24 protein-coding genes, 1 tRNA gene and 4 pseudogenes are annotated in these 23924 nt (G+C 59.4%); 21 read left to right on the plus strand and 8 right to left on the minus strand.

Annotated features, from left to right (window positions below):
* Positions 1–26: 26 nt before the first annotated feature.
* Complete coding sequence (locus BFP89_RS08140) at positions 27–542, minus strand: DUF2062 domain-containing protein (protein WP_065884987.1); 516 nt, start codon at positions 540–542, stop codon at positions 27–29.
* 135 nt (positions 543–677) lie between these two features.
* Between BFP89_RS08140 and BFP89_RS08145 the strand changes: the two genes are divergently transcribed.
* The 8 genes from BFP89_RS08145 to murB all read left to right on the plus strand — a co-directional run bounded on the left by BFP89_RS08145 (position 678) and on the right by murB (position 7534).
* On the plus strand, positions 678–2903 hold the full coding sequence (locus BFP89_RS08145; protein WP_065884988.1) for a DNA internalization-related competence protein ComEC/Rec2: 2226 nt from the start codon (positions 678–680) through the stop codon (positions 2901–2903).
* A 109-nt stretch (positions 2904–3012) separates the two neighbouring features.
* Positions 3013–3648 (plus strand): MotA/TolQ/ExbB proton channel family protein, encoded by a 636-nt coding sequence (locus BFP89_RS08150; protein WP_065885051.1) that lies wholly within the window; start codon positions 3013–3015, stop codon positions 3646–3648.
* Positions 3645–4073, plus strand: a complete 429-nt coding sequence (locus BFP89_RS08155; RefSeq protein ID WP_065884989.1) for an ExbD/TolR family protein — start codon at positions 3645–3647, stop codon at positions 4071–4073. The genes BFP89_RS08150 and BFP89_RS08155 overlap by 4 nt, the downstream gene beginning before the upstream one ends.
* Positions 4073–5083, plus strand: a complete 1011-nt coding sequence (gene lpxK, locus BFP89_RS08160; protein WP_065884990.1) for a tetraacyldisaccharide 4'-kinase — start codon at positions 4073–4075, stop codon at positions 5081–5083. Before BFP89_RS08155 ends, lpxK begins: the two co-directional genes overlap by 1 nt.
* 24 nt (positions 5084–5107) lie before the next feature.
* Positions 5108–5293 carry a Trm112 family protein gene (locus BFP89_RS08165; RefSeq protein ID WP_003174668.1) on the plus strand — a complete coding sequence of 62 codons (186 nt, stop codon included), beginning with the start codon at positions 5108–5110 and terminating at the stop codon, positions 5291–5293.
* Complete coding sequence (kdsB, locus tag BFP89_RS08170; protein ID WP_065884991.1) at positions 5290–6054, plus strand: 3-deoxy-manno-octulosonate cytidylyltransferase; 765 nt, start codon at positions 5290–5292, stop codon at positions 6052–6054. Before BFP89_RS08165 ends, kdsB begins: the two co-directional genes overlap by 4 nt.
* Positions 6054–6518, plus strand: a complete 465-nt coding sequence (locus BFP89_RS08175; protein WP_065884992.1) for a low molecular weight protein-tyrosine-phosphatase — start codon at positions 6054–6056, stop codon at positions 6516–6518. The genes kdsB and BFP89_RS08175 overlap by 1 nt, the downstream gene beginning before the upstream one ends.
* A complete protein-coding gene (gene murB, locus BFP89_RS08180) occupies positions 6515–7534 on the plus strand; it encodes a UDP-N-acetylmuramate dehydrogenase (protein ID WP_065884993.1) in 1020 nt (339 codons plus the stop codon). The genes BFP89_RS08175 and murB overlap by 4 nt, the downstream gene beginning before the upstream one ends.
* 70 nt (positions 7535–7604) lie before the next feature.
* On the opposite strand, the gene BFP89_RS08185 is transcribed toward murB, so the two are convergent.
* Positions 7605–8276, minus strand: a complete 672-nt coding sequence (locus BFP89_RS08185; protein ID WP_053256786.1) for a Bax inhibitor-1/YccA family protein — start codon at positions 8274–8276, stop codon at positions 7605–7607.
* A 152-nt stretch (positions 8277–8428) separates the two neighbouring features.
* Between BFP89_RS08185 and BFP89_RS08190 the strand changes: the two genes are divergently transcribed.
* A tRNA-Ser gene (locus BFP89_RS08190) sits at positions 8429–8519 on the plus strand.
* 116 nt (positions 8520–8635) lie between these two features.
* On the opposite strand, the pseudogene BFP89_RS27215 reads toward BFP89_RS08190, so the two are convergent.
* A pseudogene (locus BFP89_RS27215) lies at positions 8636–8806 on the minus strand (integrase); the annotation flags it as partial.
* Positions 8807–9093: 287 nt separating this feature from the next.
* Between BFP89_RS27215 and BFP89_RS08195 the strand changes: the two are divergent.
* From BFP89_RS08195 to BFP89_RS28385, 5 genes and pseudogenes are all read left to right on the plus strand, one after another.
* A complete protein-coding gene (locus BFP89_RS08195; protein WP_065884994.1) occupies positions 9094–9657 on the plus strand; it encodes a glycoside hydrolase family 19 protein in 564 nt (187 codons plus the stop codon).
* Positions 9639–9992: pseudogene (locus tag BFP89_RS08200) on the plus strand (lysis protein); the annotation flags it as partial. The gene BFP89_RS08195 and the pseudogene BFP89_RS08200, both read left to right, overlap by 19 nt.
* Positions 9940–10762: pseudogene (locus tag BFP89_RS08205) on the plus strand (DNA adenine methylase). The pseudogenes BFP89_RS08200 and BFP89_RS08205, both read left to right, overlap by 53 nt.
* A gap of 443 nt (positions 10763–11205) precedes the next feature.
* The gene (locus BFP89_RS29670; protein ID WP_370671205.1) at positions 11206–12216 is read left to right on the plus strand and encodes a polymorphic toxin type 44 domain-containing protein; all 1011 of its coding nucleotides are present in this window, start codon (positions 11206–11208) and stop codon (positions 12214–12216) included.
* The gene (locus BFP89_RS28385) at positions 12194–12622 is read left to right on the plus strand and encodes a hypothetical protein (protein ID WP_141689056.1); all 429 of its coding nucleotides are present in this window, start codon (positions 12194–12196) and stop codon (positions 12620–12622) included. Before BFP89_RS29670 ends, BFP89_RS28385 begins: the two co-directional genes overlap by 23 nt.
* 469 nt (positions 12623–13091) lie before the next feature.
* On the opposite strand, the gene BFP89_RS28390 is transcribed toward BFP89_RS28385, so the two are convergent.
* Positions 13092–13430, minus strand: a complete 339-nt coding sequence (locus tag BFP89_RS28390; RefSeq protein ID WP_141689057.1) for a hypothetical protein — start codon at positions 13428–13430, stop codon at positions 13092–13094.
* Positions 13431–13570: 140 nt separating this feature from the next.
* Between BFP89_RS28390 and BFP89_RS29295 the strand changes: the two genes are divergently transcribed.
* Positions 13571–14146, plus strand: a complete 576-nt coding sequence (locus BFP89_RS29295) for a hypothetical protein (RefSeq protein WP_256097330.1) — start codon at positions 13571–13573, stop codon at positions 14144–14146.
* Positions 14147–14239: 93 nt separating this feature from the next.
* Here the strand turns inward: BFP89_RS29295 and BFP89_RS29675 are convergent, their stop codons facing one another.
* From BFP89_RS29675 to BFP89_RS08225, 3 genes and pseudogenes are all read right to left on the minus strand, one after another.
* Positions 14240–15121, minus strand: coding sequence for a methyl-accepting chemotaxis protein (locus tag BFP89_RS29675; protein ID WP_370671206.1), 882 nt, complete (start codon positions 15119–15121; stop codon positions 14240–14242).
* Positions 15098–15865: pseudogene (locus BFP89_RS29680) on the minus strand (MCP four helix bundle domain-containing protein); the annotation flags it as partial. The gene BFP89_RS29675 and the pseudogene BFP89_RS29680, both read right to left, overlap by 24 nt.
* Positions 15866–16137: 272 nt before the next feature.
* Complete coding sequence (locus BFP89_RS08225) at positions 16138–17073, minus strand: AraC-like ligand-binding domain-containing protein (protein ID WP_065884997.1); 936 nt, start codon at positions 17071–17073, stop codon at positions 16138–16140.
* Between the two features lie 332 nt (positions 17074–17405).
* Between BFP89_RS08225 and BFP89_RS08230 the strand changes: the two genes are divergently transcribed.
* The 6 genes from BFP89_RS08230 (at position 17406) to BFP89_RS08255 (ending at position 23688) form a co-directional block, all read left to right on the plus strand.
* Positions 17406–18464 carry an aliphatic aldoxime dehydratase gene (locus BFP89_RS08230; protein ID WP_065884998.1) on the plus strand — a complete coding sequence of 353 codons (1059 nt, stop codon included), beginning with the start codon at positions 17406–17408 and terminating at the stop codon, positions 18462–18464.
* An 81-nt stretch (positions 18465–18545) separates the two neighbouring features.
* Positions 18546–19412 carry a transporter gene (locus BFP89_RS08235; RefSeq protein ID WP_065884999.1) on the plus strand — a complete coding sequence of 289 codons (867 nt, stop codon included), beginning with the start codon at positions 18546–18548 and terminating at the stop codon, positions 19410–19412.
* A gap of 152 nt (positions 19413–19564) precedes the next feature.
* Positions 19565–21079, plus strand: a complete 1515-nt coding sequence (locus BFP89_RS08240; RefSeq protein WP_065885000.1) for an amidase — start codon at positions 19565–19567, stop codon at positions 21077–21079.
* Positions 21080–21149: 70 nt separating this feature from the next.
* The gene (gene nthA, locus BFP89_RS08245; RefSeq protein WP_065885001.1) at positions 21150–21743 is read left to right on the plus strand and encodes a nitrile hydratase subunit alpha; all 594 of its coding nucleotides are present in this window, start codon (positions 21150–21152) and stop codon (positions 21741–21743) included.
* A 38-nt stretch (positions 21744–21781) separates the two neighbouring features.
* A complete protein-coding gene (gene nthB, locus BFP89_RS08250; protein WP_065885002.1) occupies positions 21782–22438 on the plus strand; it encodes a nitrile hydratase subunit beta in 657 nt (218 codons plus the stop codon).
* Complete coding sequence (locus BFP89_RS08255; RefSeq protein WP_065885003.1) at positions 22435–23688, plus strand: GTP-binding protein; 1254 nt, start codon at positions 22435–22437, stop codon at positions 23686–23688. The genes nthB and BFP89_RS08255 overlap by 4 nt, the downstream gene beginning before the upstream one ends.
* An 86-nt stretch (positions 23689–23774) precedes the next feature.
* On the opposite strand, the gene BFP89_RS29300 is transcribed toward BFP89_RS08255, so the two are convergent.
* On the minus strand, positions 23775–23909 hold the full coding sequence (locus BFP89_RS29300) for a hypothetical protein (RefSeq protein WP_256095189.1): 135 nt from the start codon (positions 23907–23909) through the stop codon (positions 23775–23777).
* Between the last annotated feature and the right edge of the window lie 15 nt (positions 23910–23924).

Here is a 23924-nt window from a genome sequence, read left to right on the forward strand (position 1 = left end):
CTCTGCACCTGCCTGCCCGTTAGCCCTCAGCGGCGGCGCAATTTGCGTTTTTTCCACTGGTGCGCGACCCACCAGCGCCAATATCCCATGGTCAGGCAGTAGGCCAGGGCTCCCAATACCAACCCGCAGACCACCGAGCCCAGCAGGAATGGTTGCCACATTGTGCTCAACTCGCCGCTGATCCATTCCCAGGTGAGGTTATCGGGCAGGCTGCGTGGCGGCACGTTCATCAACCAGGCGCCGGTCATGTAGGTGCAGAAAAACACCACCGGCATCGTCACCGGGTTGGTCAGCCACACCAGGCTGACGGCAATCGGCATGTTGCCGCGCACCGCAATCGCCAGGATCGCGGCCAGCAACATCTGCAACGGGATGGGGATAAACGCGGCAAACAACCCCACGGCCATGGCGCGGGCCACCGAGTGCCGGTTCAGGTGCCAGAGGTTCGGATCATGCAGCAGGGTGCCAAGAAACTGTAATGACTTGTGTTCCCTGATACTGCTGGGGTCGGGCATGTACCGTTTGAATAAGCGCCGGGGCATAGGGGGTCCAGGTCAGTTCGAGGGGCAAGTATGCGCGTATTCTATAAACAGAAAATTCAGACTTTGTGACAAAACATCAAAGGCGCCCCTGGGAACTCCGGCTAAGACTGAGTGAGTCATTGAAAGGAATGATTCATGAGGACAGGGATGTTCGCGCTCGCGCTGGGGTTACTGACTCTGCGCTTTCTTCCGGCGTTGCCGCCCACGGGATGGCTTTTGGCCATGCCGGTGTTGGCCTTGATGCTGCTGCCGTTTCGCACCTATCCGCTGGCGTTTTTCCTGCTGGGCTTGAGCTGGGCTTGCATCAGCGCGCAGTGGGCACTGGATGACCGATTGCGCCCGGCGCTGGACGGTGAGACGCGTTGGGTGGAGGGGCGTGTGGTCGGGTTGCCGCAACAGACGGACACCGGCGTGCGCTTTGAACTGGCCGACAGCCGGTCGCGCAAGGCCCGGCTGCCCAAGCGCATCCGGGTGTCCTGGCACGGCGGGCCGCCGGTGCGCAGTGGGGAACGCTGGCGCTTGGCTGTCACCCTCAAGCGGCCGTCCGGGCTGCTCAATTTTCATGGCGTCGACCACGAGGCCTGGCTGCTGGCGCAACGCATTGGGGCCACGGGCTCGGTGAAAGACGGCCAGCGCCTGGCGCCGGCCCGCAACGCCTTGCGCGACAGCCTGCGTCAACGCCTGATGGCCACCGATGCGCAAACCCATGAGGCCGCCCTGGCGGCCTTGGTGCTGGGTGACGGTTCCGGGCTGCGGGCGGAGCAATGGCAGGTGTTGCAAGACACCGGCACCGTGCATTTGTTAGTCATTTCCGGTCAACACATCGGCTTGCTGGCCGGGTTGATCTACGCGCTGGTGGCCGGGATGGCCCGTTACGGTTGCTGGCCGCGCCACCTGCCATGGCTGCCGTGGGCGTGCGGCCTGGCCTTTGCCGCAGCGCTGGGGTATGGCCTGCTGGCGGGGTTTGGCGTGCCGGTGCAGCGGGCCTGCGTGATGGTCGGGCTGGTGTTGCTGTGGCGGCTGCGCTTTCGACATCTGGGCGCGTGGTGGCCGTTATTGCTGGCGTTCAATGGCGTACTGCTGCTTGAGCCGCTGGCCAGTCTGCAGCCGGGCTTTTGGTTGTCATTTGCGGCGGTTGCGGTCCTGGTCCTGACGTTCGGCGGACGGCTGGGCCCCTGGAGTCTCTGGCAGGCGTGGACGCGTCCCCAGTGGCTGATTGCTATCGGCCTGTTTCCAATCCTGCTGGTGCTGGGTTTACCCATCAGCCTCACTGCGCCGGTGGCCAATGTGTTCGCCGTACCCTGGATCAGTCTGGTGGTGTTGCCTCTGGCGCTGCTGGGCACGGTGCTGTTGTGGGTGCCGGTGATCGGTGACGGCCTGCTTTGGTTGGCCGGCGGTGCGCTGGAAGGGTGGTTCAAGGTGCTGGCCCTGCTCGCCGGGCAGTTGCCGGCCTGGACGCCGGCCCAGGTGCCGCTGGTGTGTTGGCTGGTCAGCCTGCTGGGCGCGCTGATGCTGCTACTGCCCAAGGGGGTGCCGTTTCGGTTGTTGGGCTGGCCCATGCTGTTGCTGGCGGTGTTTCCTCCCAGGGAGTCGGTACCCCACGGGCAGGTGAGGGTGGTGCAGTTGGATGTCGGCCAAGGGCAGGCGCTGATCCTGCGCACCCGCAATCATGCGCTGCTTTATGATGCAGGGCCGCGTTCCGGGGCGGTGGATCTGGGCGCGCGCGTGGTTTTGCCGTCATTGAAAAAGCTCGGGGTACAGCGACTCGACATGCTGCTGCTGAGCCATGCCGATGCCGATCACGCCGGTGGCGCGGCAGCGATAGCCCGTGGTTTGCCCATCGCACGCGTGGTAGGCGGCGAAACCGAGGGGTTGCCGGCATTTCTCGGGACCGGGCCCTGTATCAGTGGCGAACGGTGGGAGTGGGATGGTGTGTCTTTCGCGTTGTGGCAGTGGTCCGGCGCCATAAGTGGCAATCCAAAGTCCTGTGTGTTGCAGGTGCAGGCCAGGGGTGAACGGCTGTTGCTCACCGGCGATATCGACAGCGCAGCGGAGCGCGCCTTGCTTGATACGCCGCTGGCGGTGCCAACCGATTGGCTGCAAGTGCCCCATCATGGTAGCCGCAGCTCGTCATCCCGATCCTTTGTGCAGCGGCTCGCCCCCGCGTCGGTGCTGATTTCCCGAGGGCGGGGCAACGCCTTCGGTCATCCTCATGCGCAAGTGGTCGCGCGCTATCAGGCCCAGGGCAGCCGACTATACGACAGCGCCGAACACGGGGCCGTGAGCTTTCAGTTGGGCGCCTTCCAGCCCGCCATTGTTGCGCGCAGTCAACGCCGGTTCTGGCGCGAACCGTTGCCGTAATCCGGCGTTACCAAACACCGCAGGCTGCGACAGCCTGGTCTGCGGCCAACGAACCCTGCCGCCGAACCTATATGATAAAGTGGCGCACTTTTTCGAGGGGGCATTCACTGTGTGGGAATTGGTCAAATCCGGCGGCTGGATGATGTTGCCGATCATCATGAGTTCCATCGCCGCACTCGGCATCGTCGCCGAACGCCTGTGGACCCTGCGCGCCAGTCGCGTCACCCCCGAGCATCTGCTGGGGCAAGTCTGGGGCTGGATCAAGAACAAGCAGCTCGACAAAGAGAAGCTCAAGGAGCTGCGCGCCAATTCGCCGCTGGGTGAAATCCTTGCCGCCGGCCTTGCCAACTCCAAGCATGGTCGCGAGATCATGAAGGAGTGCATCGAGGAAGCCGCCGCGCGGGTGATCCATGAGCTGGAGCGCTACATCAACGCCCTCGGCACCATCGCCGCCATGGCGCCGCTGCTCGGTTTGCTGGGCACGGTGCTGGGTATGATCGATATTTTCAGCTCGTTCATGGGCTCGGGCATGACCACTAACGCCGCCGTGCTGGCCGGTGGTATTTCCAAAGCACTGATCACCACGGCCGCGGGCCTGATGGTGGGTATCCCTTCGGTGTTCTTCCACCGCTTCCTGCAACGGCGCATCGATGAACTGGTGGTCGGCATGGAACAGGAAGCCATCAAGCTGGTGGAAGTGGTGCAGGGCGACCGTGATGTGGACCTGGTCGAGGGCAAAGCGTGAAATTTCGCCGCAAGCAACGGGAAAATGTCGATATCAACCTCGCGTCGCTGATTGACGTGGTGTTTATCCTGTTGCTGTTCTTTGTCGTCACCACCACATTCACCCGGGAAACCCAGCTGCGCGTCGACTTGCCCGAAGCCGTCAGCGGCTCGCCGGCCGAAGACCAGCAGGTCAAGCAACTGGACATTGCCATCAGCGCCGATGGGGTGTTTTCGGTGAATAACCAGTTGCTGGAGAAAAACGACCTGGCCAGCCTGATGCAAGCCCTGCAGAAGGAATCCGGCGGCGATACCAGCCTGCCACTGTCGATCAGTGCCGACGGCAAGACCCAGCACCAGGCTGTGATTACCGCGATGGACGCCGCCGGCAAGCTCGGTTTCAGTCATCTGCGCATGACCACCGTCGAGGCGGCGAGCCCACCCTGATGGCCATGTCCGATCGTTTGCTCAAGGCCTGGTATGAGGGCCATCCGGCGCTCGTGCTGTTACGGCCGCTGGAGTCGTTGTATCGCCGGGTCGTGCAGCGCAAGCGCGCGCGCTTCCTGGCGGGCGAGGGCGCTATCTATCGGTCCCCGGTGCCCGTTGTGGTGGTGGGGAACATCACCGTCGGGGGCACGGGCAAGACGCCGCTGATCCTGTGGATGATCGAGCACTGCCGCCGCAGTGGCCTGCGCGTGGGCGTGGTCAGTCGGGGGTATGGTGCCAAGCCGCCACAGTTGCCCTGGCGAGTCGAAGCCGATCAGAGTGCCGACGTGGCCGGCGACGAACCTTTACTGATCGTGCAGCGCTGCGGTGTCCCGTTGATGATCGATCCGGACCGCAGCCGCGCGGTAAAAGCGCTATTGGCCAGCGAAACCCTGGACCTGATCCTCTCCGACGACGGTCTTCAACACTACCGCCTGGCCCGCGATCTCGAACTGGTACTGATCGATGCCGCCCGTGGCCTGGGCAATCGCCGTTGCCTGCCGGCCGGGCCGTTGCGCGAGCCGGTCGAGCGCCTGCACAGCGTGGATGCGCTGCTCTATAACGGTGCCGCCGAGGACCGCGAAGACGGCTTTGCCTTTGGCCTTGTGCCTGCGGCGCTGATCAACCTGCACAGTGGCGAGCGGCAGCCGGTTACCTACTTTCCGCCTGGCCAGCAGGTACACGCAGTTGCCGGTATCGGCAATCCGCAACGTTTCTTCAATACCCTTGAAACGCTACACTGGCAGCCGATCCCCCATGCGTTTGCCGACCACGCGCCCTACAGTGCCCAGGTGTTGGATTTCACACCGCATTGGCCGCTGGTCATGACTGAAAAGGACGCGGTGAAGTGCCGCGCCTTCGCCCGGCCTGACTGGTGGTACCTTGCGGTGGATGCGCTGCCGTCGCCGGCGTTTGTCGCCTGGTTCGACACACAACTGATGCGCCTGCTGCCCAACCGTCTTTTGCCTTAAACCGTTTATTTCCAGGACATACCCATGGACACCAAATTGCTCGACATCCTTGCTTGCCCGATCTGCAAAGGCCCGCTCAAGCTCAGCGCCGATAAAACCGAGCTGATCAGCAAAGGTGCCGGCCTGGCTTATCCGATCCGTGACGGCATTCCGGTGATGCTCGAGAGCGAAGCGCGCACCCTGACGACCGATGAGCGCCTGGATAAATGACTACCGCCTTTACCGTGGTGATTCCCTCGCGCTATGCGTCGACCCGCCTGCCGGGCAAGCCGCTGCAAATGATCGGCGCCAAGCCGATGATCCAGCTGGTATGGGAACAGGCCTGCAAAAGCAGCGCTGAGCGGGTAGTGGTGGCGACTGACGATCCGCGCATCATCGAAGCTTGCAACCGTTTCGGCGCCGAGGCGGTGCTGACCCGCGAAGACCATAATTCCGGCACTGATCGCCTGGCCGAAGTGGCGACGCAACTGGGCCTGGCGCCCGACGCCATCGTGGTGAACGTGCAAGGTGACGAGCCGTTGATCCCGCCCAGCGTCATCGACCAGGTCGCCGCCAATCTGGCGGCCCATGGCGAGGCGCGCATGGCGACCCTGGCCGAACCGATCGAAGACAGTGAAACCTTGTTCAACCCGAACGTGGTGAAAGTGGTCAGCGATATCAACGGCCTGGCCCTGACGTTCAGCCGTTCGACCCTGCCCTGGGCGCGGGACGCCTTTGTCAGCAACCCCGGCGTACTGCCGCCAGGCGTGCCGTACCGCCGCCACATCGGCATCTACGCCTATCGCGCCGGTTTCCTGCATGACTTCGTCAGCTGGGGCCCGTGCTGGCTGGAAAACACCGAATCCCTGGAGCAACTGCGGGCCTTGTGGCACGGCGTGCGTATCCACGTGGGCGATGCGCTGGAAGCACCGCCTGCAGGCGTCGATACCCAGGAAGATCTTGAGCGCGTCCGCCGCCTGCTGGGGGCTTGATGGAAGTCCTGTTTGTCTGCCTGGGCAATATCTGCCGCTCGCCCACCGCCGAAGGCGTCTTGCGCCACAAGTTGCGTGAGGCAGGCTTGTCCGGCCAGGTTGAGGTGGCGTCGGCGGGGACGGGGGAGTGGCATATCGGCAACCCACCGGACCTGCGCAGCCAACGCGCAGCGCTGGCGCGAGGCTATGACTTGTCAGCCCAGCGTGCCCAACAGGTCAGCCGCGCTGATTTTGCGCGCTATGACCTGATCCTGGCCATGGACCACAGCAACCTGCGCAACCTCAAAGCCATGCAGCCTGCGCAGGGCAAGGCGCAGCTGGATTTGTTCCTGCGCCGCTTCGACGGCGAAGTGGACGAGGTGCCAGACCCTTATTACGAAGGCGAACAAGGCTTTGACCGGGTGCTGGACCTGATCGAGCGCGCCTGTGATTCATTGGTGATCGAATTGAAGGGCCGGCTATGACCTTGCACCTACAAGCGCAGGTATCGCTCAAGCCATTCAACAGTTTTGGCATCGACGTACGCGCCCAGCTGTTTGCCGAGGCCCGCAGTGATGCCGATGTGCATGACGCCCTGGCCTACGCCGACGCGCACAGTGTGCCGCTGTTGGTGATCGGCGGCGGCAGCAACCTGCTGCTGACCCGGGACGTAACTGCGCTGGTGTTGCGCATGGCAACCCAGGGCATTCGCGTGCTGCACGATGATGGCGTGCACGTGGTGGTTGAAGCGGAGGCGGGCGAAGCCTGGCATCCCTTTGTGTCGTGGACCCTGGAACAGGGTTTTTGCGGCCTGGAAAACCTCAGCCTGATCCCCGGCACGGTTGGTGCCGCGCCGATGCAAAACATCGGCGCCTACGGCGTCGAGATCAAGGACGTGTTTGCCGGCCTCACGGCGCTGGATCGCCAGACGGGCGAGCTGCGGGATTTCAGCCTGGACGAATGCCAGTTTGCTTACCGCGACAGCCTGTTCAAGCACGAAGTCGGGCGTTGGTTGATCCTGCGGGTACGCTTTGCCCTGAGCCGCGCCAGTCACCTGAAACTCGATTACGGCCCGGTGCAACAGCGCCTGGCCGCGCAGGGCATCACCGAGGCCACGCCGAAGGATGTGAGCCAGGCGATCTGCAGTATTCGTCGCGAAAAATTGCCGGACCCGGCAGAGCTGGGCAATGCCGGTAGTTTTTTCAAAAACCCGTTGGTGCCCCAGGCCCTGGCTGCCGAGCTGAAAAGCCAGTATCCGGACTTGGTGGCTTACCCTCAGGCAGACGGGCAAGTCAAGCTCGCCGCCGGTTGGCTGATCGACAAGGCGGGTTGGAAGGGCTTTCGTAACGGCGATGCCGGCGTGCATAAAATGCAAGCGCTGGTGCTGGTGAACTATGGCTCAGCCACCGGGCGGGATATTGCCAACCTGGCGCTGCGTATCCAGCAGGACATTGCCGAGCGCTTCGGGGTGGAGCTTGAGATGGAACCTAACAGGTACTGAGCGTCTACCGCCCCACAAATGAAAATGCCCCGTATCTCACGATACGGGGCATTTTTTATAGCGCTGACAATCAGTCGTCACGGCTCATGATGCCGAAGATCTGCAACAGGCTGATAAACAGGTTGTAGATCGACACATACAGGCTGATGGTCGCCATGATGTAGTTACGCTCACCACCATGGATGATGGCGCTGGTCTGGAACAGGATGCACACCGAGGAGAACAGCACGAAACCTGCGCTGATCGCCAGTTGCAAACCGCTGATCTGGAAGAACATGCCGGCTACTACCGCCGCCAGCAACACGAAGAAGCCTGCAGTGATGAAACCACCCAGGAAGCTCATGTCCTTGCGGCTGATCAGCACGTACGCCGACAGGCCACCAAACACCAGTGCAGTCATGGCAAATGCCGAACTGACCACTTCCGCGCCGCCGGCCATGCCGAGGTAACGGTTAAGGATCGGGCCGAGGATAAAGCCCATGAAACCGGTCAAGGCAAACGCCGACACCAGGCCCCAGGCCGAGTCGCGCAGCTTGTTGGTCAGGAAGAACAGACCATAGAAGCCGATCAACACGACAAAGATATTCGGATAACCGACGCGCATCTGCTGGGCCACGTAAGCCATCACGCCGCTGAATGCGAGGGTAAGGGCGAGCAGGCCGTACGTATTGCGCAACACGCGGCTGACTTCAAGCTGCTCAGCCTGCGCGTTGCCATTCACTGCGTAATTCTGTTCGCGCATGGCGACACTCCTTCAGTTTTGAAACGTTCAGTCGCAAAGATCATAACAGACGCTCTGTAACAAGCTATGCAGAGAGTTTGACAGTGTGTTTCATTCGGGTATTATGGCGCCCGCTGAGACGGGATGAGCGACTATAATCCCGTGATGCACAAGGGAAATTGGCAGAGTGGTTGAATGCACCGGTCTTGAAAACCGGCGAACGTTAATAGCGTTCCCAGGGTTCGAATCCCTGGTTTCCCGCCAAGATTTACACGAAAGCCCCGCTATTGCGGGGCTTTTGCGTTTTCGGGGTTTGGATAGGCAGAGGCGGTTTCTGAGAGGGGTTCCGAAACTTTCGGGTAGGCGTCCCGAAACTTTGCCTATTTTGAGGGTTTAGCGGTGGCGCCGATCCGCCTGTAAACCCGCTTGGTAATCTCCTGGTTGCTATGCCCCAGCAGTAGACTTGCGTCGCCAATATCGATGATTTCCGATGCGGCCTTGGGCCGAATGTCACGAAACTGAAACCCTTCTATTTTTGCTGCGAGCATAGGGTCCCCCTAATCCAGCGCGTTCTGCGGTTCCTACTCCCTTGCCTTGTCCCAACATAAGCGCAACGCGCGCAGGGCTTAAAGAACGGATTGGATGGGGGCTTTCTAGTGGACTCGATGGAACAGGTGTTCATCCAGCCGGACTGGTCCACGACCGCCGAGTGCAACGCCGGAAAAAAGGCAAGGTCAAGGCCGAAGGTAAGAAAAAGAAAAAGCCGCTCACTGTGCTGGCGGTGCCGTGATCGCTAAATGCAATCGACAGACCCGCGACGATGAACTCAGGAGGCGCCATGCCAATCACCGAGCAACAACTTCAACGAATCATGCCCAACGCCCGCCGCCAAGCGGGCGTTTTTGTATCTGCTCTAAATGCAGCGATGATTAACAGAAAGATCAATACACCCAAGCGCCAGGCCGCATTCCTCGCCCAGATCGGCCACGAGTCGGGCCAGTTGCAATACGTACGCGAGCTGGGCAGCGATCAGTACCTCAGCAAATACGACACCGGCGCCCTGGCGGCCAAGCTCGGCAACACTTCGGAAGCCGATGCTGATGGTCAGTGCTACCGTGGTCGTGGCCTGATTCAGGTCACAGGTCACGACAACTACCTATGCTGCAGCCTGGCGCTGTTTGGCGATGAACGATTGTTGCGCACACCGGAGCTGCTCGAGCAGCCGCAATGGGCAGCAGAGTCGGCGGCGTGGTTCTGGTCGGTGAATGGGCTGAATGCGCTCGCGGATCAGGATCAGTTCAACATCATCACCCGCCGGATCAATGGCGGCCTCAACGGCCTGGAGGATCGGCTGCAGCTTTGGGGCAGGGCGAGGGCAGTGTTATGCGCCTCTTCGATCTGATTCCTGCGCAGTTTCGAATCGCTGTCGTCGGCGGCTTGTTGCTGATGATCGCCGCCGGATCCGCGGCGTTGGTCTGGACTGCGCAGGACTGGCGTTATGGCAGTGTGTTGGAGCGCCAGGCCCGGCTGTAGGCGGACACCCTCAACGAGATATCCCAAGCGTCTGCTACTCAGCAGCGCACCGAGCAGGATAAACGCCTGGCCCTGGAGCAAAGCCTGCAGAACAAAGACCAAAATCACCACAAGGAACTGACCGATGAGCAAATCAAGCAGGCTCGTCTGCGTGATCGCCTGGCTACTGCTGATCTGCGGCTGTCAGTCGTACTCGCCGCCACACGAATGCTACGTTGAAGTCTTCGCCGGCGGCGCCGCGCTCTACTTCATGCGTCCCCAGGCAGCGCCTGTTGAAGTTCTTAACGATATCAACGGCGACCTGGTCACGCTGTACCGGGTCGTGCAGAACCACCTGGAAGAGTTCGTGCGCCAATTCAAATGGGCGCTCAGTTCCCGCCAGGTGTTCGAGTGGCAGAAGATGACCCGTCCGGAAACCCTCACCGACATCCAGCGCGCCGCCCGATTCTTTTACCTGCAGCACCATGCCTTCGCCGGCAAAGTGATGGGGCAGACGTTCGGTAATGCAACCACGGGGCCGGCCATCAACCTGCTGCGGATCGAGGAAAATTTGTCTGCTGCTTGGCAGCGGTTGTCCGGCACATACGTTGAGAACCTTCCTTGGTTGGACTGCGCTGAGCGCTACGACCGTGCGCACACCTTTCACTACATGGATCCGCCTTACTGGAAGACCGCAGGCTATGGCGTGGATTTTCCTTTTGAAAATTACGAGCGCATGGCCGACTTTATGCGGCGCTGCAAAGGCAAGGTGATGGTCAGCATCAACGATCACCCTGATATCCGGCGGGTGTTTGGGGGGGCACTTTGAGATGGTGGACATTCGGTACAACACCACAAACCAACGGCAGGGAAGGGCCGAGATCAGCGGAAAGTTGGTGATCATGAACTGGGAGCCAGCGGAGTTAGGGGGGGCTGTTTTGATGGTCTCAAGCGTCGATCAGATGGGCCTGCTATGTGTAGCAACTCGCGTTTGAAAACACACGGCGTTGCATTCAGCGACGTTTATGGCTCACGTTAACGGCAACCAGTCACGGGCTTCGGATCATATTATTGCAACTGGGCATGACCCGAGCGCTAACCTAATAATCCAGAAAAAACGCACCGGCGTTGAGAACGAGCTTCCATGTCGTGCTCAATGGCAGGCATTATATGCATAATTGTGAATGCCAATCACTAGCATTTGCTGATTTTTTATGCGTAAATGCATTATTTGTTGCGTATCGTGACTGGATGGATATACAGTGGTTGTGTGACAAGCTCAAAGGCGCGGAAAACGGGATTCTGTCCGTTGAGCCTTCACAAGAGCCGAAAACCTGAAACCGTTCGTCAGAGAGCAGTAAGGTGTCGGAAGAATAAGCCGCCCATTTTACTGTGATCTGCAGCGCACTTACACTGGACTAGCGAAAAGGAAATCACTATGCCAAATAGCGGCACAATTTATCTTCCAGATATTGAAATCAACGTTATTAATAAATATGAACCTCAAACATTCGGAGGTGGGGGGCTTGACAGTGATTTTTCACACAGTCACACAGGGCAGCTAATTAACGTTGCCACGCGTACTTACGTACTTAATACATATCCACCAATCATTGCCCAAAATGTTAGGGATCAAGAGGCAGCTTTTGCAGCGAATCTTCAGTCTATGCCTGCGGCTATCGCGCAAAGCATTTATTCAATAGAGCAGAGTGCAGGAGGCTCTGAGAGTGGAGTCGAAAAAATTGAAAGGCATATTCAGTCGATTGACACTCTTATTGTTCAAAAAACACAGGCGTACACGACTCAGAAAGGAATTGCTGATAAGTATTACTATGGTCATGATTTTTTTGGCTATCCAACTAGCCGGTTCATCTCTGATGCGATCAGCGGCAGTAAGACAAATTATCCTCCAGATAAGAACTATAAAGAATGGTACGCATCACTGGCGGCTGCGTATGCTGCGAAATATATCAGTCGTGAAATCGATTATTTGAATGCTTTAAAGCGGAAGCTTCAAGAACCCGTTAGGCTACTTAACGAAGCTAGGGAAAAGGTTCGACTTAACCAGTATCCAATCGCTCCACCAGGGGTGTGGTTGGATGGAAATTTACAAGAGACAAAAGCACAAGATAGCTATTATCCTAGTAGCGGCTCTGCTTTTATGTACACATGGTTCTATATGAAAGTCCGAAATAAAGGGCCTTGGGACTACAAACAACAAGGACGCCAGTATGCAGATTTCGGGAATTTCAATTATGGAGCCGTAGGGACCGCGGCGGGCATTCCAGAGCAAGTTCTTCTAAGAGGGGCGGGTGCTGCGCAAACTGTAGCTGGGACATCCTCTACGGAATTTGGTGAGTGGTGGGCAGGAGCGCCTTACGGCGATGACCCTGTTGATCAAGTTTGGATTAAATTTGGGATAGATTATGCAAAAGCAAAGGGTTATTAAATGGCTAGTCTGGGGGTTGTTGCTTGTTTGTCTGGCGCAGGCGTTGTATATTTTTGTGTCCTCGCCATTCAGACCAGATCCTAGAAAAGTTATTTCAGTCACCAAAGTTGCTGAAGGTGGTGCTATTTATGAAGTATTGTATGAGTCCGGCGGGGCCACCAATGGAGATGTATATCGGTATTTTCTCATGGAGATTCAGCCGAGCGAAGAGATAGCTTTGGAAAGGACGAGAAATAGCACTCCTTTTCTTGTTACTAAGAGTGAAAATGCTGTCAAGAAGATCGTGGGAGACAGAGTTAAGTTAAAAACTAATGATACGGTTTATGAATTTCATAGCATATCATTATTCAAAATCAAAGGCGAAATCCAGACGGTAGGTTTCGATCTTGATGCTGCACTTCCATAGATAGATATACAAAAAACACCGGCCAATGCTGGTGTTTTTTTGTTTTAAATCTCAATGGAATTCTCAAGAAAGGATTTTCAGAGCTTCTTATTATTGTGTCTATATTAAATGGCGAGCTGTTGAGCTATCACTCAATTCGCTGACCTCAGAAGGCATGCTGTTAGGCTGAGTCGGTGCTCCAGGCAGTGAACGAATACCAGCGGTGTGCCATAGGCGGTCTCCTTCAACGAGACGTTAAGTAAAAGCCTGTCCGGTATCATGGGGCCAAAATGGGGCAATCCTTACGCCCATCTATGCCATCCAATGCCCATTATGCATTTATGCAACCTGCCTTGAACGAGCGTTACAGCCCGTAATTACGGGTCTATCCCTTTAAATTCCCCACATACTCCTACACAATTGGCGTGTGCTGCACTTAGCGGTTTACTGCTTTTGGATGCGGTCCCACTCGTTCGCGTACTGTTCGGTCTCATTGATGCAATTTTCGCAGAGAGCGGCCCCCGTAGTAGGCCTCTTGTTCCAGTGCTGTTGCTAGCTCTTTACCTTCGAGGACTACCTGGCATTCGTTATGGTAGCCGCCTGAGTCCGTAGCTTGATCGGTTGCCTTGGGTAATGGAACGCCGACGGCTTTCAGGACGTCGGCCCGCTTGAATTTACAAAGCGGTCTTGAAAACCGGCGAACGTTAATAGCGTTCCAAGCGTTCGAATCCCTGGTCTCCCGCCAAACACATAAAAACTCCCGCGAGCTAAACGCCCAGCGGGATTTTTTTTGCCCGCGATTGCGCAGCGCCGGGACGGCCAGCGCCATTGCCCCATAAAATCCGTGGTCTTTCTGACGAGCTTTTACTCGTCACCTCGCTGTTTTTTTACTACCATCGTTAATCTGCGTACTCAAGGAAGAGCGGCTGAGCGCCTTGAGGCTGGTAGAAATTCATGCTCGATCATTGAATGAGTCATGGCTTTTACCCAGAACCTAACGACTCAGCTAACCGAAATGACCTGTTGGTGGAACCGATGAATAAAATGTGTGGCATCGTTGCAGTGCTAGGGATTGCCCTCTCGGGATGCGCTATTAAAACTCCAGAAAAACCTGAAGTGACACCACCTCCTGCCGTCGTCCAGCAAGAAGCGCCTGAAGCCGCAACTCCGGCACCCGCACAATCGCCTGCGCGATATGAGGCTGCACCTGCGAACGCCAGTGCTTACGCCGCAGTGCCTTATGCACCGCAGGCGGCAGAGCCGGAGCAAGAGCCGGAATCAGAGACGAAACTCAACCAGAATCGCGCTGAGCAGTGCCGTAAAGAGTTGGATGTCCTGAAGGTTTACAACAAGGCCTCTTACGAGAAATACGAGGTCGAATACCAGGCCATTGCCAGCAAGACCGCTAAATACATGGAAGTTAAGGATTCACTGGGCGCCGATTTGAACTATATGGTCATGCCTGCCTATCAATTTCAAATTCGTGAGTTCTGCTTCCGCGTTAAGACCCGTCTGTCGGAGCTTGTGCTTCGCCAAGCTAAATAAATCCCGGGTTGCACGCCAAAACATCCAAGAGAAATCCCGCGAGCCAGCTGCTCTGCGGGATTTTTTTTGCCTGTGATCGGTGTTGATCCAGCTTCAAGTCTTGAACCGCAGCACCAAGTCGTTCAAGTTGACGGCCAGGCGCGACAACTCATTGCTTGCCATCAACGTCTGGCGGGTGCCTTCGGTGCTCTGGATGGCCAGGTCGCGAATGCTGATAAGGCTGCGATCCACGTCGCGCGCTACGTGAGCCTGCTCCTCGGAAGCGGTTGCAATCTGGATATTACGGTCGTTGATTTCCAGTACCGAATCGATGATTTGGCGCAGCGAGTGGCCTGCTTGCTCTGCGGTATCTCGGGTGGTGTACACCTCTGAGGTGCTCTTTTGCATCAACTCGACGGCGGCTGAAGAACCGGCCTGAATCGCGGAGATCATCTGTTCGATTTCCTGGGTCGAGGTCTGGGTGCGGTGCGCCAGGGCCCGAACCTCATCGGCCACCACCGCAAAACCACGGCCTTGCTCGCCTGCACGTGCCGCTTCAATGGCGGCATTCAATGCCAACAGGTTCGTTTGCTCGGCAATCGCCCTGATCACGCTGAGAACTTTGGAGATGTCTTGAGCCTGGCCCGCCAGTTCTTTTACCTGGCCTGACGAGACTTCTACCAGTTCCGTCAGTCCACGCATTGCCGTCAGCGTTTCAGTCACTTTCTGGTTGCCCAGATCAGCCGAGACGCTGGACTGCATGGCCGCTTCGGAGGTGGAGTTGGCATTCCTGGCGACCTCTTCAACCGCCGCACTCATTTCGGTGACGGCGGTGGCCGCTTGCTCTATTTCGCTGTTCTGCTGTTGCAGGGTGCGGTCGGCACTCTCGGTGATCGAGGTCATTTCAACGGCGGCGGTACTCAGTTGAGCAGACGCTCCCGAGATTTCTGAAATGGTGCTCCTGAGGTTGTTCTGCATCAGATTGAGTGCCTGCATCAAGCGCGAGGCTTCATCCGAACCTGTCACTTCAAGGTCGTGGGTGAGGTCGCCAGACGCTATATTTTCCGCCAACTCAAGCGAGGAGTTGATGGGGCTGACAATGCTTCTGGTAAACAAGCTCGCCAAGACGATTGTCAGGATGAATGCGACGACCAGTACCGAGATCAGCACGCTCACGCTATGGGTGTATACCGCTGTCGCCTCTTCGCCGGACTCCACCGCCTGACGCCCATTCTGCTCACGCAAGATGGTGAGCTGATCCTGATAGGCGATTGCTCGCTGCGCCTGCTCGGTGTTCGCAAAAACAACAGCCTGGTCATGATCGGAATTATCGAGGGCAAGCACTTGCTTGAGGCCGTCGATGTATACATTCATCGCCTGGATGGTCTTCGCAAACTGGATTTCATCCTGCTGGCCGGAGATGAGGTGTTCACGGTAAAACGCGGTCTTCGACTGAAGTGCCTGTATGGCGTCTTCGACCAATGACTGCGATTTGTCATGCACCTCCCTGGTCGTACTCGAAAGCATGCGGATGCTTTCAAGGCGCGCGTGGAGCAGGGCGATTTGAATATCGTCAATGACCTGGACGCTGGGCAGTGAGTTTTGCTCGATGTCCTGCTCTGCGCTACGCAGGTGATCGATCTGTACATAGGAGAAACCTGCCAGGCTGATCAGCAGCAGTGTGATCAGCCCAAAGCAGACGAAAGCCCTGCGCGCGATATTCAAGGATCTTAATTTCATAAAGGCCTCCGGGGGCCGGGATTCAGTGGCGTGGCTTCTCCACGTCCATTTGTGGAGCGCGGACAAAACATCCACGCGGCGCAGTGACGCTCACTCGCAGCTTGGGGGGCAGGTGCACATTCAGGAATACAAAAGAATGAATTGAGATAATAGGCGCGCTAAATAATTGCGCGATTACTAATCGCGCAGATTCTGCTGGAGGGGGGACGGGGGCAGTTTATCCAAGCGCAGGCGCTCAGGGGCGGCCGTGCCGAAGATGACAGCCGTGCGCCTCAGCCGCGGTGCAACAGCGTGTTCGGCGCCACACCGAATGCCTTGCGAAACGCGTGGCTGAAATGGGAGAAGTCGGAAAACCCGAAGTCCAGTGCCGCCTGGGACACACTGCGCACCTGACCGCGTTCGATCGCTTCACGGCTGGCGTTCAGCCGTTCTTTCCAGATCTCTGCAACGGGGGTCTTCTGGTAGCGTGCGAAGGCGCGCGTCACGGTGCGGGTCGATACATGATGAGCCCGTGCGATGACTTCAATCGACAGGTCCGGCTCGGTCAAGTGCCGTTGAATGTACTGCATGATGCGGCCGTACAGGTCGAGTTCCTGGTGGGTGGTTGTCAGGTCCTGCAGCTCAAGGCTGATCACCAGCAGGTCAAGCAATGTCGCGGCATAACGCTTTGCGATGTGCTCATCCTGCATCGACGTCGGCGTGCTCGCGGCCTGGCGCAGCATTTCGCGCAAGGGGATGACCCCCGGGCGACGGTCGTCGAGGACCATCGCGGTGTATTGCGCAATGCGCGGCAGACGCTCGGTGAGCAAGGCCCGCGGAATACGCACCAAGTGATTTTCGGTACCACCGAAGCTGAAGCGAAACGCCTGGGTTGCGTCGTAAAGAAACAAATTCCCCGCTGCGAGGTTGGCTTTGCGTGCACCTTGTTCAATTTGACCATGGCCATTTCGGGCGAAACCCAGCCATAAGTCTTCCGCCGGACCGCTGCGCAGATGCCGCTCGGATCGCTCCCAATAATGCAACGGCGAGGACAGCGAACAGAGGTCCAGATCGCCGACGGTGTTGACCGTCAGGGCGCCATCAAAACTGCTCTGGGACAAGGGTTTGCTGTCGGCCGCCAGACAGTGGCGGCAGACCACTTCTTTCCAGTAATCAAAGCGACGGGGCGCAGGAACGGCAAGGGTCGAATAGTGAGTGCTCGGGTTCATGGCACGGACCTCGGTACAGCGGGCTCGAGAAGGGGTAACGGGCGTTTTTTGGCAAGCAATTAGCAGGCCAGGCGTTTGCACGGGACCTTGTGTGCCTGCCGCCTCGCTTATCTGTAACCGCAGGGGGGGGAGTTCGCCCCGGGCATGCCCACCGAAAGTACGCATGCACCATCGCCGATCACGGTCGGCCCGGCGGCCGCCGCCTGTCTTGTCCAACCAAACGGTTGTCTCGACGAGCCAAGCGACCCCTGGTCGTCCCGGTCTAATTTGCACCTCGCAGCCGCTCATACCGCCCATCCGCAGGCCTGAACGAAAATAACGAGGAGCTCACTATGGAATCTGCAATCGACACCCATCTCAAATGCCCACGCAGCCTGTCGCGCCGGGTGCCCGAGGAGTATCAACCACCGTTCCCGATGTGGGTCGCCCGCGCAGACGAGCAGCTTGAACAAGTGGTGATGGCGTATCTCGGCGTGCAGTATCGAGGCGAGGCCCAGCGCGAAGCCGCGCTGCAAGCCATGCGTCATATCGTCGGCAGTTTCAGCCTGGCCGACGGCCCGCAGACCCATGACTTGACCCACCACACCGATAACAGCGGCTTTGACAACCTGATGGTCGTTGGCTACTGGAAAGACCCCGGCGCGTATTGCCGCTGGTTGCGCTCGGCGCCGGTCAACGACTGGTGGGCCTCACCGGACCGGCTCAATGACGGCCTTGGCTATTTCCGTGAAATCAGTGCACCGCGCGCCGAACAGTTCGAGACGTTGTATGCCTTCCAGGACAACCTGCCCGGCGTCGGCGCCGTCATGGATTCGACCAGCGGCGAAATCGAGGAACACGGTTACTGGGGCTCGATGCGTGACCGTTTCCCGATCTCCCAGACGGACTGGATGAAGCCCACCAGCGAACTGCAAGTGGTCGCCGGTGATCCGGCCAAGGGTGGCCGGGTGGTGATCATGGGGCATGACAACCTCACGCTGATTCGCTCGGGCCAGGACTGGGCGGATGCCGAGGCGGACGAGCGCTCGCTGTATCTGGACGAAATCCTGCCGACCCTGCAGGACGGCATGGATTTCCTGCGTGACAACGGCCAGGCCCTGGGCTGCTACAGCAACCGGTTCGTGCGCAATATCGACCTGGACGGCAACTTCCTGGATGTGAGCTACAACATCGGCCACTGGCGTTCGGTGGAGAAACTCGAACGCTGGGCCGAGTCGCATCCGACCCATCTGCGCATTTTCGTGACGTTCTTCCGTGTGGCTGCGGGTTTGAAAAAGTTACGCCTGTACCACGAAGTGTCGGTGTCGGACGCCAAGAGCCAACTGTTCGAATACATCAACTGTCATCCCCACACCGGAATGCTGCGCGACGCGCAAACCGCAGCCGCCTGAGCCTGGCCACACGCAAAGCCCTGACTTCACCGGCTTGCCACCTCATCAGGTGGCACGGCACCCGTTTGCGAGGAATACACCATGAACAAGCTCCGCCTGCTCACACTCACCACGGTATTGCCGGTGTTCCCCGCGCACGCCGTTGAGGTCGCCCCCGGCGACTATGAGCAATACCCCGTTGGCGCGACTATCGGTGCGCTCTATTACCAGCACTCCACCACGGACTCGGCCTACGCCAAGGGGCATAAGGCGAGTTCGGATTTCAGGCTGAATTCGGATGTCGGCATCCTGCGTCTGCTGCATGTGTACGCCCTGAGCGACACGGTCACCATCGACCCGCAATTCCTGCTGCCCTTCGGACATGTCTCCAGCGCCGGTGACGCCTCGGCGCTGGGCAGTACCCGCGGGATTGGCGACCTGATCCTGACCGCACCGGTGAAGTGGCGCTTCAACGACGCCCGCGACACCCTGAGCATTGCGCCCTACGTCTTCGTCCCAACGGGCACCTATGACAAGGATGACGGGCTGAACATCGGTGAGAACCGCTGGAAATTCGAACTGCAGAGCGCCTACGTCAAGCACTTCACGCCACACTGGGCGGTGGACGTGGTGGGGGGCGCGACCTGGTATGGCGACAACACCGACTACGGTGCCAATGCCGACCGGCTCAAGCAGGATGTTTCCTACGCAGCGCAGCTGATGGGGCGCTATATGCCCGACGCCACCACCACCTTCGGGATCGGTTTTGGACGCACCTGGGGCGGTGAAACCAACGTCGAGCACGTCAACCAGGATAACGAGCTGGGCACCACCAACTTCCGGCTGACGGCCACCAAGTTCGTCACCGCCCAGGACCAGATCCAGCTGCAACTGGGCAAGGATCTGTCGGTGGATAACGGGCCCCGGGAAGATTTCCGCATGAACCTGCGCTACGCCCGCGTGTTTTAAGGTCGCCGTCTTGCACGCCAGTGGCCGGCTGCCCTCGATGGTTGCGCGGGGTGTCCGGCCCAGCCAAGTCGCTGTCCGTTTCAACCAAGCCTGTGCCCACTGGCGCAGATTATCTTGAGCGCCAGGCCACCCAACGATAAGGACTGCCCTCCATGGCAATCGTTCGCCCCACTCTTGAGCAACTGCAGCACATTGCGAGTCGCTTGCACATGCAGCTTCGCCCCGAGCAAGCCAGTGAATACCTGGCCCTGATGCAGGGGAGCTTTGACGCTTATGACCTGATCGACGAACTGCCCGATTTCATTCCGCCGACGCGCTACGAGCGCAGCGTGGGTTATCGCCCGTCGGCGGCGCACAACCGGCTTAACGCCTGGTATTACCGCACCGAAGTCAGCGGTGCCCGTGAAGGCAAACTGGCAGGCAAGACGGTTGCGCTCAAGGACAATATTTCACTGGCCGGCGTGCCCATGATGAACGGTGCCAAGCCCCTGGAGGGCTTTGTGCCGTCGTTCGATGCCACCGTTGTCACCCGTTTGCTGGAGGCGGGCGCAACCATCCTCGGCAAAGCCACCTGCGAGCATTACTGCTTGTCCGGCGGCAGCCACACGTCCGATCCGGCGCCGGTGCACAATCCCTACCGCCAGGGCTATGCCTCGGGCGGCTCGTCTTCCGGCAGCGCGGCGCTGGTGGCCGCGGGCGAGGTCGATATGGCGGTGGGCGGCGATCAAGGCGGCTCCATCCGCATCCCTTCGGCATTCTGCGGCACCTACGGCATGAAACCGACCCACGGCCTGGTGCCGTACACCGGCATCATGGCCATCGAAGCAACCCTAGACCACGCCGGCCCCATTACCGCAACAGTGCGCGATAACGCCTTGATGCTGGAAGTCATGGCCGGCGCGGACGGCCTCGACCCGCGCCAGGCCGCGCCGCGGGTCGACACCTACAGCGATTACCTGGAGCGTGGCGTGCAAGGGCTGAGGATCGGTGTGCTGCGCGAAGGCTTCGAACTGGCCAACCAGGACCCGCGTGTCGCCGCCTCGGTGCGCACGGCCATTACCCGGTTCGAGCAACTGGGTGCACAGGTCGAAGACGTGTCGGTGGCCGAACACCGGATTGCAGGCTCGCTGTGGCACCCGATCGGTTGCGAAGGCCTGACCATGCAGATGATGCACGGCAATGGCGCCGGGTTTAACTGGCAGGGGCTGTATGACCTCGCCTTGCTGGACAAGCAGGCCGGATGGCGCGAGCAGGCGGATGAGCTGTCCGCCTCCCTGAAGCTGTGCATGTTCGTCGGCCAGTACGGGGTCGAGCGCTACAACGGGCGCTACTACGCCAAGGCGCAAAACCTCAGGCGCCTGGCGCGCGCCGGCTATGACGCGGCCTTGGCCCGTTATGACCTGCTGGTGATGCCCACCGTGCCGATCATTGCCCAACCCCACCCGGAACCGGGTTGCTCGATCACCGATTACGTGGCCCGCGCCCTGGAAATGATCGGCAACGCCTCGGCCCAGGACATTACCGGCCATCCGGCCATGTCGATTCCCTGTGGCCTGGTGGACGGTTTGCCGGTCGGGCTGATGCTCGTGGGCAAACACTACGCCGAAGGCACGATCTACCAGGCGGCCGCCGCGTTCGAAGCGGCCGTCGACTGGAAAACCGCCTAGCCGCTCCCGTGCAGCGCAACAACCACAACGCCAGGCGCTGCTTCGACCTTCAATGATGAGGAACTCACCGATGACCCCCCTTGAAAAAACCACATCAACCCCGGGCGAACGTGCGCAGGCGTTATTGCAGCTGCTCAAGCAAAAGGACCTGATCCCCGAGGGCTACATCGAACACATGACGCAACTGATGGCGCACGAATGGAGTCCGCAGAATGGCGCCCGGGTGGTCGCCAAGGCCTGGGTCGACCCGCAGTTCCACGCGCTGTTGCTCGAGGACGGCACCGCCGCGTGCGCGCAGTTCGGTTATACCGGCCCGCAGGGCGAGTACATCGTCGCGCTGCAAGACACGCCGCGCATCAAGAACGTCATTGTGTGCAGCCTGTGCTCCTGCACCAACTGGCCTGTGCTGGGCCTGCCGCCCGAGTGGTACAAGGGCTTTGAGTTCCGCGCACGCCTGGTCCGGGAAGGGCGCACCGTGTTACGCGAACTGGGCACTGAGCTGCCCGCCGACGTGGTGGTCAAGGTCTGGGACACCAGCGCCGAAACCCGTTACCTGGTGGTGCCGATGAGACCTGAAGGCACCGAGCATATGACGCAAGAGCAGCTTCAGGCACTGGTCACCAAGGACGTGCTGATTGGCGTCGCCTTGCCTCGGGTTGGCTGAGCCCAGCCCCTTATCGTTCAATTCCCGGAGGTTTCAGTATGGATGGCTTTCACGATCTCGGCGGTTTCCAGGGCTTTGGAAAAGTCCCCCACACCATCAACAGCTTGAGCTACCAACCGGTGTTCAAGCAGGACTGGGAACACCTGGCCTACAGCCTGATGTTCATCGGTGCCGATCACTTGAAGATGTTCAGCGTGGACGAAGTGCGCCATGCCGTCGAACGCCTGGACGTTCGCCAGCACGTCGGTACCCAGTACTACGAGCGTTATGTGATTGCGACCGCAACCTTGCTGGTCGAGAAAGGCGTCATCACCCAGGCGGAGCTTGATCAGGCCCTGGGGTCTCATTTCAAGCTGGCAAACCCTGCCCGGTCGAGTGGGCGTGCGGCACTCACCGGCCGCGCCCCCTTCGAAGTGGGCGACCGGGTGGTGGTGCGAAACGAATACGTGGCCGGGCATGTGCGCATGCCGGCTTACGTGCGCGGCAAGACGGGCGTGGTGCTGCACCGCACGGCTGAAAAATGGCCATTCCCGGACGCGATTGGCCATGGCGATACGCGTGCGGCGCATCAGCCGACCTACCACGTCGAGTTTCGCGTGAAAGACCTGTGGGGCGATGCGGCCGATGAGGGGTTGGTGGTGGTCGACCTGTTCGAAAGCTATCTGGACCACGCCGACGGCACGGTGAGCGCATGACGGACGACGCCTTGACAGGCCGACTGCCGGTGACGGTGCTGTCCGGTTTCCTCGGCGCCGGCAAGACCACGCTGCTCAACCATATCCTGCGCAACCGCGAAGGCCTGCGGGTGGCGGTCATCGTCAATGACATGAGCGAGGTCAACATCGATGCCGCCGAGGTGCAGCGCGATGTGTCGCTGCACCGGGGGCGCGACGAGTTGATCGAGATGAGCAACGGTTGCATCTGCTGCACGCTGCGCGCCGATCTGCTGGAGCAGATCAGCGCCCTGGCACGTCAGCAGCGTTTCGATTACCTGCTCATCGAGTCCACCGGCATCTCTGAACCGATGCCGGTCGCGGAAACGTTCGCCTTTCTCGACGCCGACGGTTTCAGCCTCAGCGAACTGGCACGGCTTGATACGTTGGTGACGGTGGTCGATGGCAGCCGTTTCCAGGGGTTGCTGGAGTCATCCGACACCGTCGCCCGCGACGACGCACAAGGCACGACCAGGCGGCCTCTGGCGGATCTTCTGATCGAGCAGGTGGAGTACGCCAACGTCATTCTCGTCAACAAACTGGACCTGCTCGATGCGCCGGGTTACCAGGCCGTGCAGGCGATCCTGGCGGGCCTGAACCCCAGCGCGCGGATCGTGCCGATGGCCCACGGCAACACCGCGTTAGCCGGCATTCTCGGAACCCGCCTGTTCGATTTACCCAGCCTTGCGGCATCACCGGGCTGGATGAAACAGATGGAGGAGGGCGACGCAGCGGCCTCCGAGTCGCACACCTATGGCGTGACGTCCTGGGTCTACCGCGAGCGCGCACCTTTTCACCCGCAGCGCCTGCTCGACTTTCTCAGCCGTCCCTGGAGCAACGGACGCCTGTTGCGCAGCAAAGGTTATTTCTGGCTCGCCAGCCGACATCAGGAAACCGGTCTGCTGGCACAAAGCGGCAGGCAGTTTCAGTGGGATTATGTCGGCCGCTGGTGGAATTTCATCGACCCGGCGCAATGGCCGCAGGACCACTATCGGTTGCAGGGCATCATGGCCAAATGGGACAGCATTGTCGGCGATTGTCGCCAGGAACTGGTCTTCATCGGCCAGGATCTGGACATCCCCGCACTGCAACGCGCGCTCGACACCTGCCTGCTGAGTGCCGAGGAAATTGCCGCCGGCCCCGCCGTCTGGCAGGCCCTGCCGGGGGCTGCAGTCTTTGATTCACGGGCGTTGTCCACGTCAACGCACGCCTTGCAGACCGATCGCCTCTGATGGAGACGTTCCGTGTTCAGCTGAACAGCTCGGCGTGGTCATCCTGGAACACTGACGCCAGACTGAAATCGGCGCAAAACGATTCTCTACTCTACGGTGCAGATCCAGCGGTGATTGTGCCGGTAGGGCGCACGGGTGAAGTGCACGTCGGACACCAGATTCAGGCCACGCTCTTTCAGGGCTTGGGTCAGTTGTACGAGTGTTTCTGCCTGGATAGTCATTTCGCTTACCTCGTC

The sequence above is a fragment of the Pseudomonas sp. 31 R 17 genome, from assembly GCF_900004915.1.
Taxonomy (GTDB): Bacteria; Pseudomonadota; Gammaproteobacteria; order Pseudomonadales; family Pseudomonadaceae; genus Aquipseudomonas; species Aquipseudomonas orientalis_A.

Coding starts and splice junctions, on each gene's coding strand:
- BFP89_RS28390 (WP_141689057.1), bottom strand. CDS start 13,430: ATGGCGCTGGCCGTCCCGGCGCTGCGCAATCGCGGGCAAAAAAAATCC.
- BFP89_RS08175 (WP_065884992.1), top strand. CDS start 6,054: ATGGAAGTCCTGTTTGTCTGCCTGGGCAATATCTGCCGCTCGCCCACC.
- lpxK (WP_065884990.1), top strand. CDS start 4,073: ATGGCCATGTCCGATCGTTTGCTCAAGGCCTGGTATGAGGGCCATCCG.
- BFP89_RS08145 (WP_065884988.1), top strand. CDS start 678: ATGAGGACAGGGATGTTCGCGCTCGCGCTGGGGTTACTGACTCTGCGC.
- BFP89_RS29675 (WP_370671206.1), bottom strand. CDS start 15,121: ATGCAGGCACTCAATCTGATGCAGAACAACCTCAGGAGCACCATTTCA.
- BFP89_RS08225 (WP_065884997.1), bottom strand. CDS start 17,073: ATGAACCCGAGCACTCACTATTCGACCCTTGCCGTTCCTGCGCCCCGT.
- BFP89_RS08185 (WP_053256786.1), bottom strand. CDS start 8,276: ATGCGCGAACAGAATTACGCAGTGAATGGCAACGCGCAGGCTGAGCAG.
- BFP89_RS08235 (WP_065884999.1), top strand. CDS start 18,546: ATGAACAAGCTCCGCCTGCTCACACTCACCACGGTATTGCCGGTGTTC.
- BFP89_RS29295 (WP_256097330.1), top strand. CDS start 13,571: ATGAGTCATGGCTTTTACCCAGAACCTAACGACTCAGCTAACCGAAAT.
- kdsB (WP_065884991.1), top strand. CDS start 5,290: ATGACTACCGCCTTTACCGTGGTGATTCCCTCGCGCTATGCGTCGACC.
- BFP89_RS08240 (WP_065885000.1), top strand. CDS start 19,565: ATGGCAATCGTTCGCCCCACTCTTGAGCAACTGCAGCACATTGCGAGT.
- BFP89_RS08255 (WP_065885003.1), top strand. CDS start 22,435: ATGACGGACGACGCCTTGACAGGCCGACTGCCGGTGACGGTGCTGTCC.
- BFP89_RS29670 (WP_370671205.1), top strand. CDS start 11,206: ATGCCAAATAGCGGCACAATTTATCTTCCAGATATTGAAATCAACGTT.
- BFP89_RS08230 (WP_065884998.1), top strand. CDS start 17,406: ATGGAATCTGCAATCGACACCCATCTCAAATGCCCACGCAGCCTGTCG.
- BFP89_RS29300 (WP_256095189.1), bottom strand. CDS start 23,909: ATGACTATCCAGGCAGAAACACTCGTACAACTGACCCAAGCCCTGAAA.
- nthB (WP_065885002.1), top strand. CDS start 21,782: ATGGATGGCTTTCACGATCTCGGCGGTTTCCAGGGCTTTGGAAAAGTC.
- BFP89_RS28385 (WP_141689056.1), top strand. CDS start 12,194: ATGCAAAAGCAAAGGGTTATTAAATGGCTAGTCTGGGGGTTGTTGCTT.
- nthA (WP_065885001.1), top strand. CDS start 21,150: ATGACCCCCCTTGAAAAAACCACATCAACCCCGGGCGAACGTGCGCAG.
- BFP89_RS08140 (WP_065884987.1), bottom strand. CDS start 542: ATGCCCCGGCGCTTATTCAAACGGTACATGCCCGACCCCAGCAGTATC.
- BFP89_RS08195 (WP_065884994.1), top strand. CDS start 9,094: ATGCCAATCACCGAGCAACAACTTCAACGAATCATGCCCAACGCCCGC.
- BFP89_RS08165 (WP_003174668.1), top strand. CDS start 5,108: ATGGACACCAAATTGCTCGACATCCTTGCTTGCCCGATCTGCAAAGGC.
- murB (WP_065884993.1), top strand. CDS start 6,515: ATGACCTTGCACCTACAAGCGCAGGTATCGCTCAAGCCATTCAACAGT.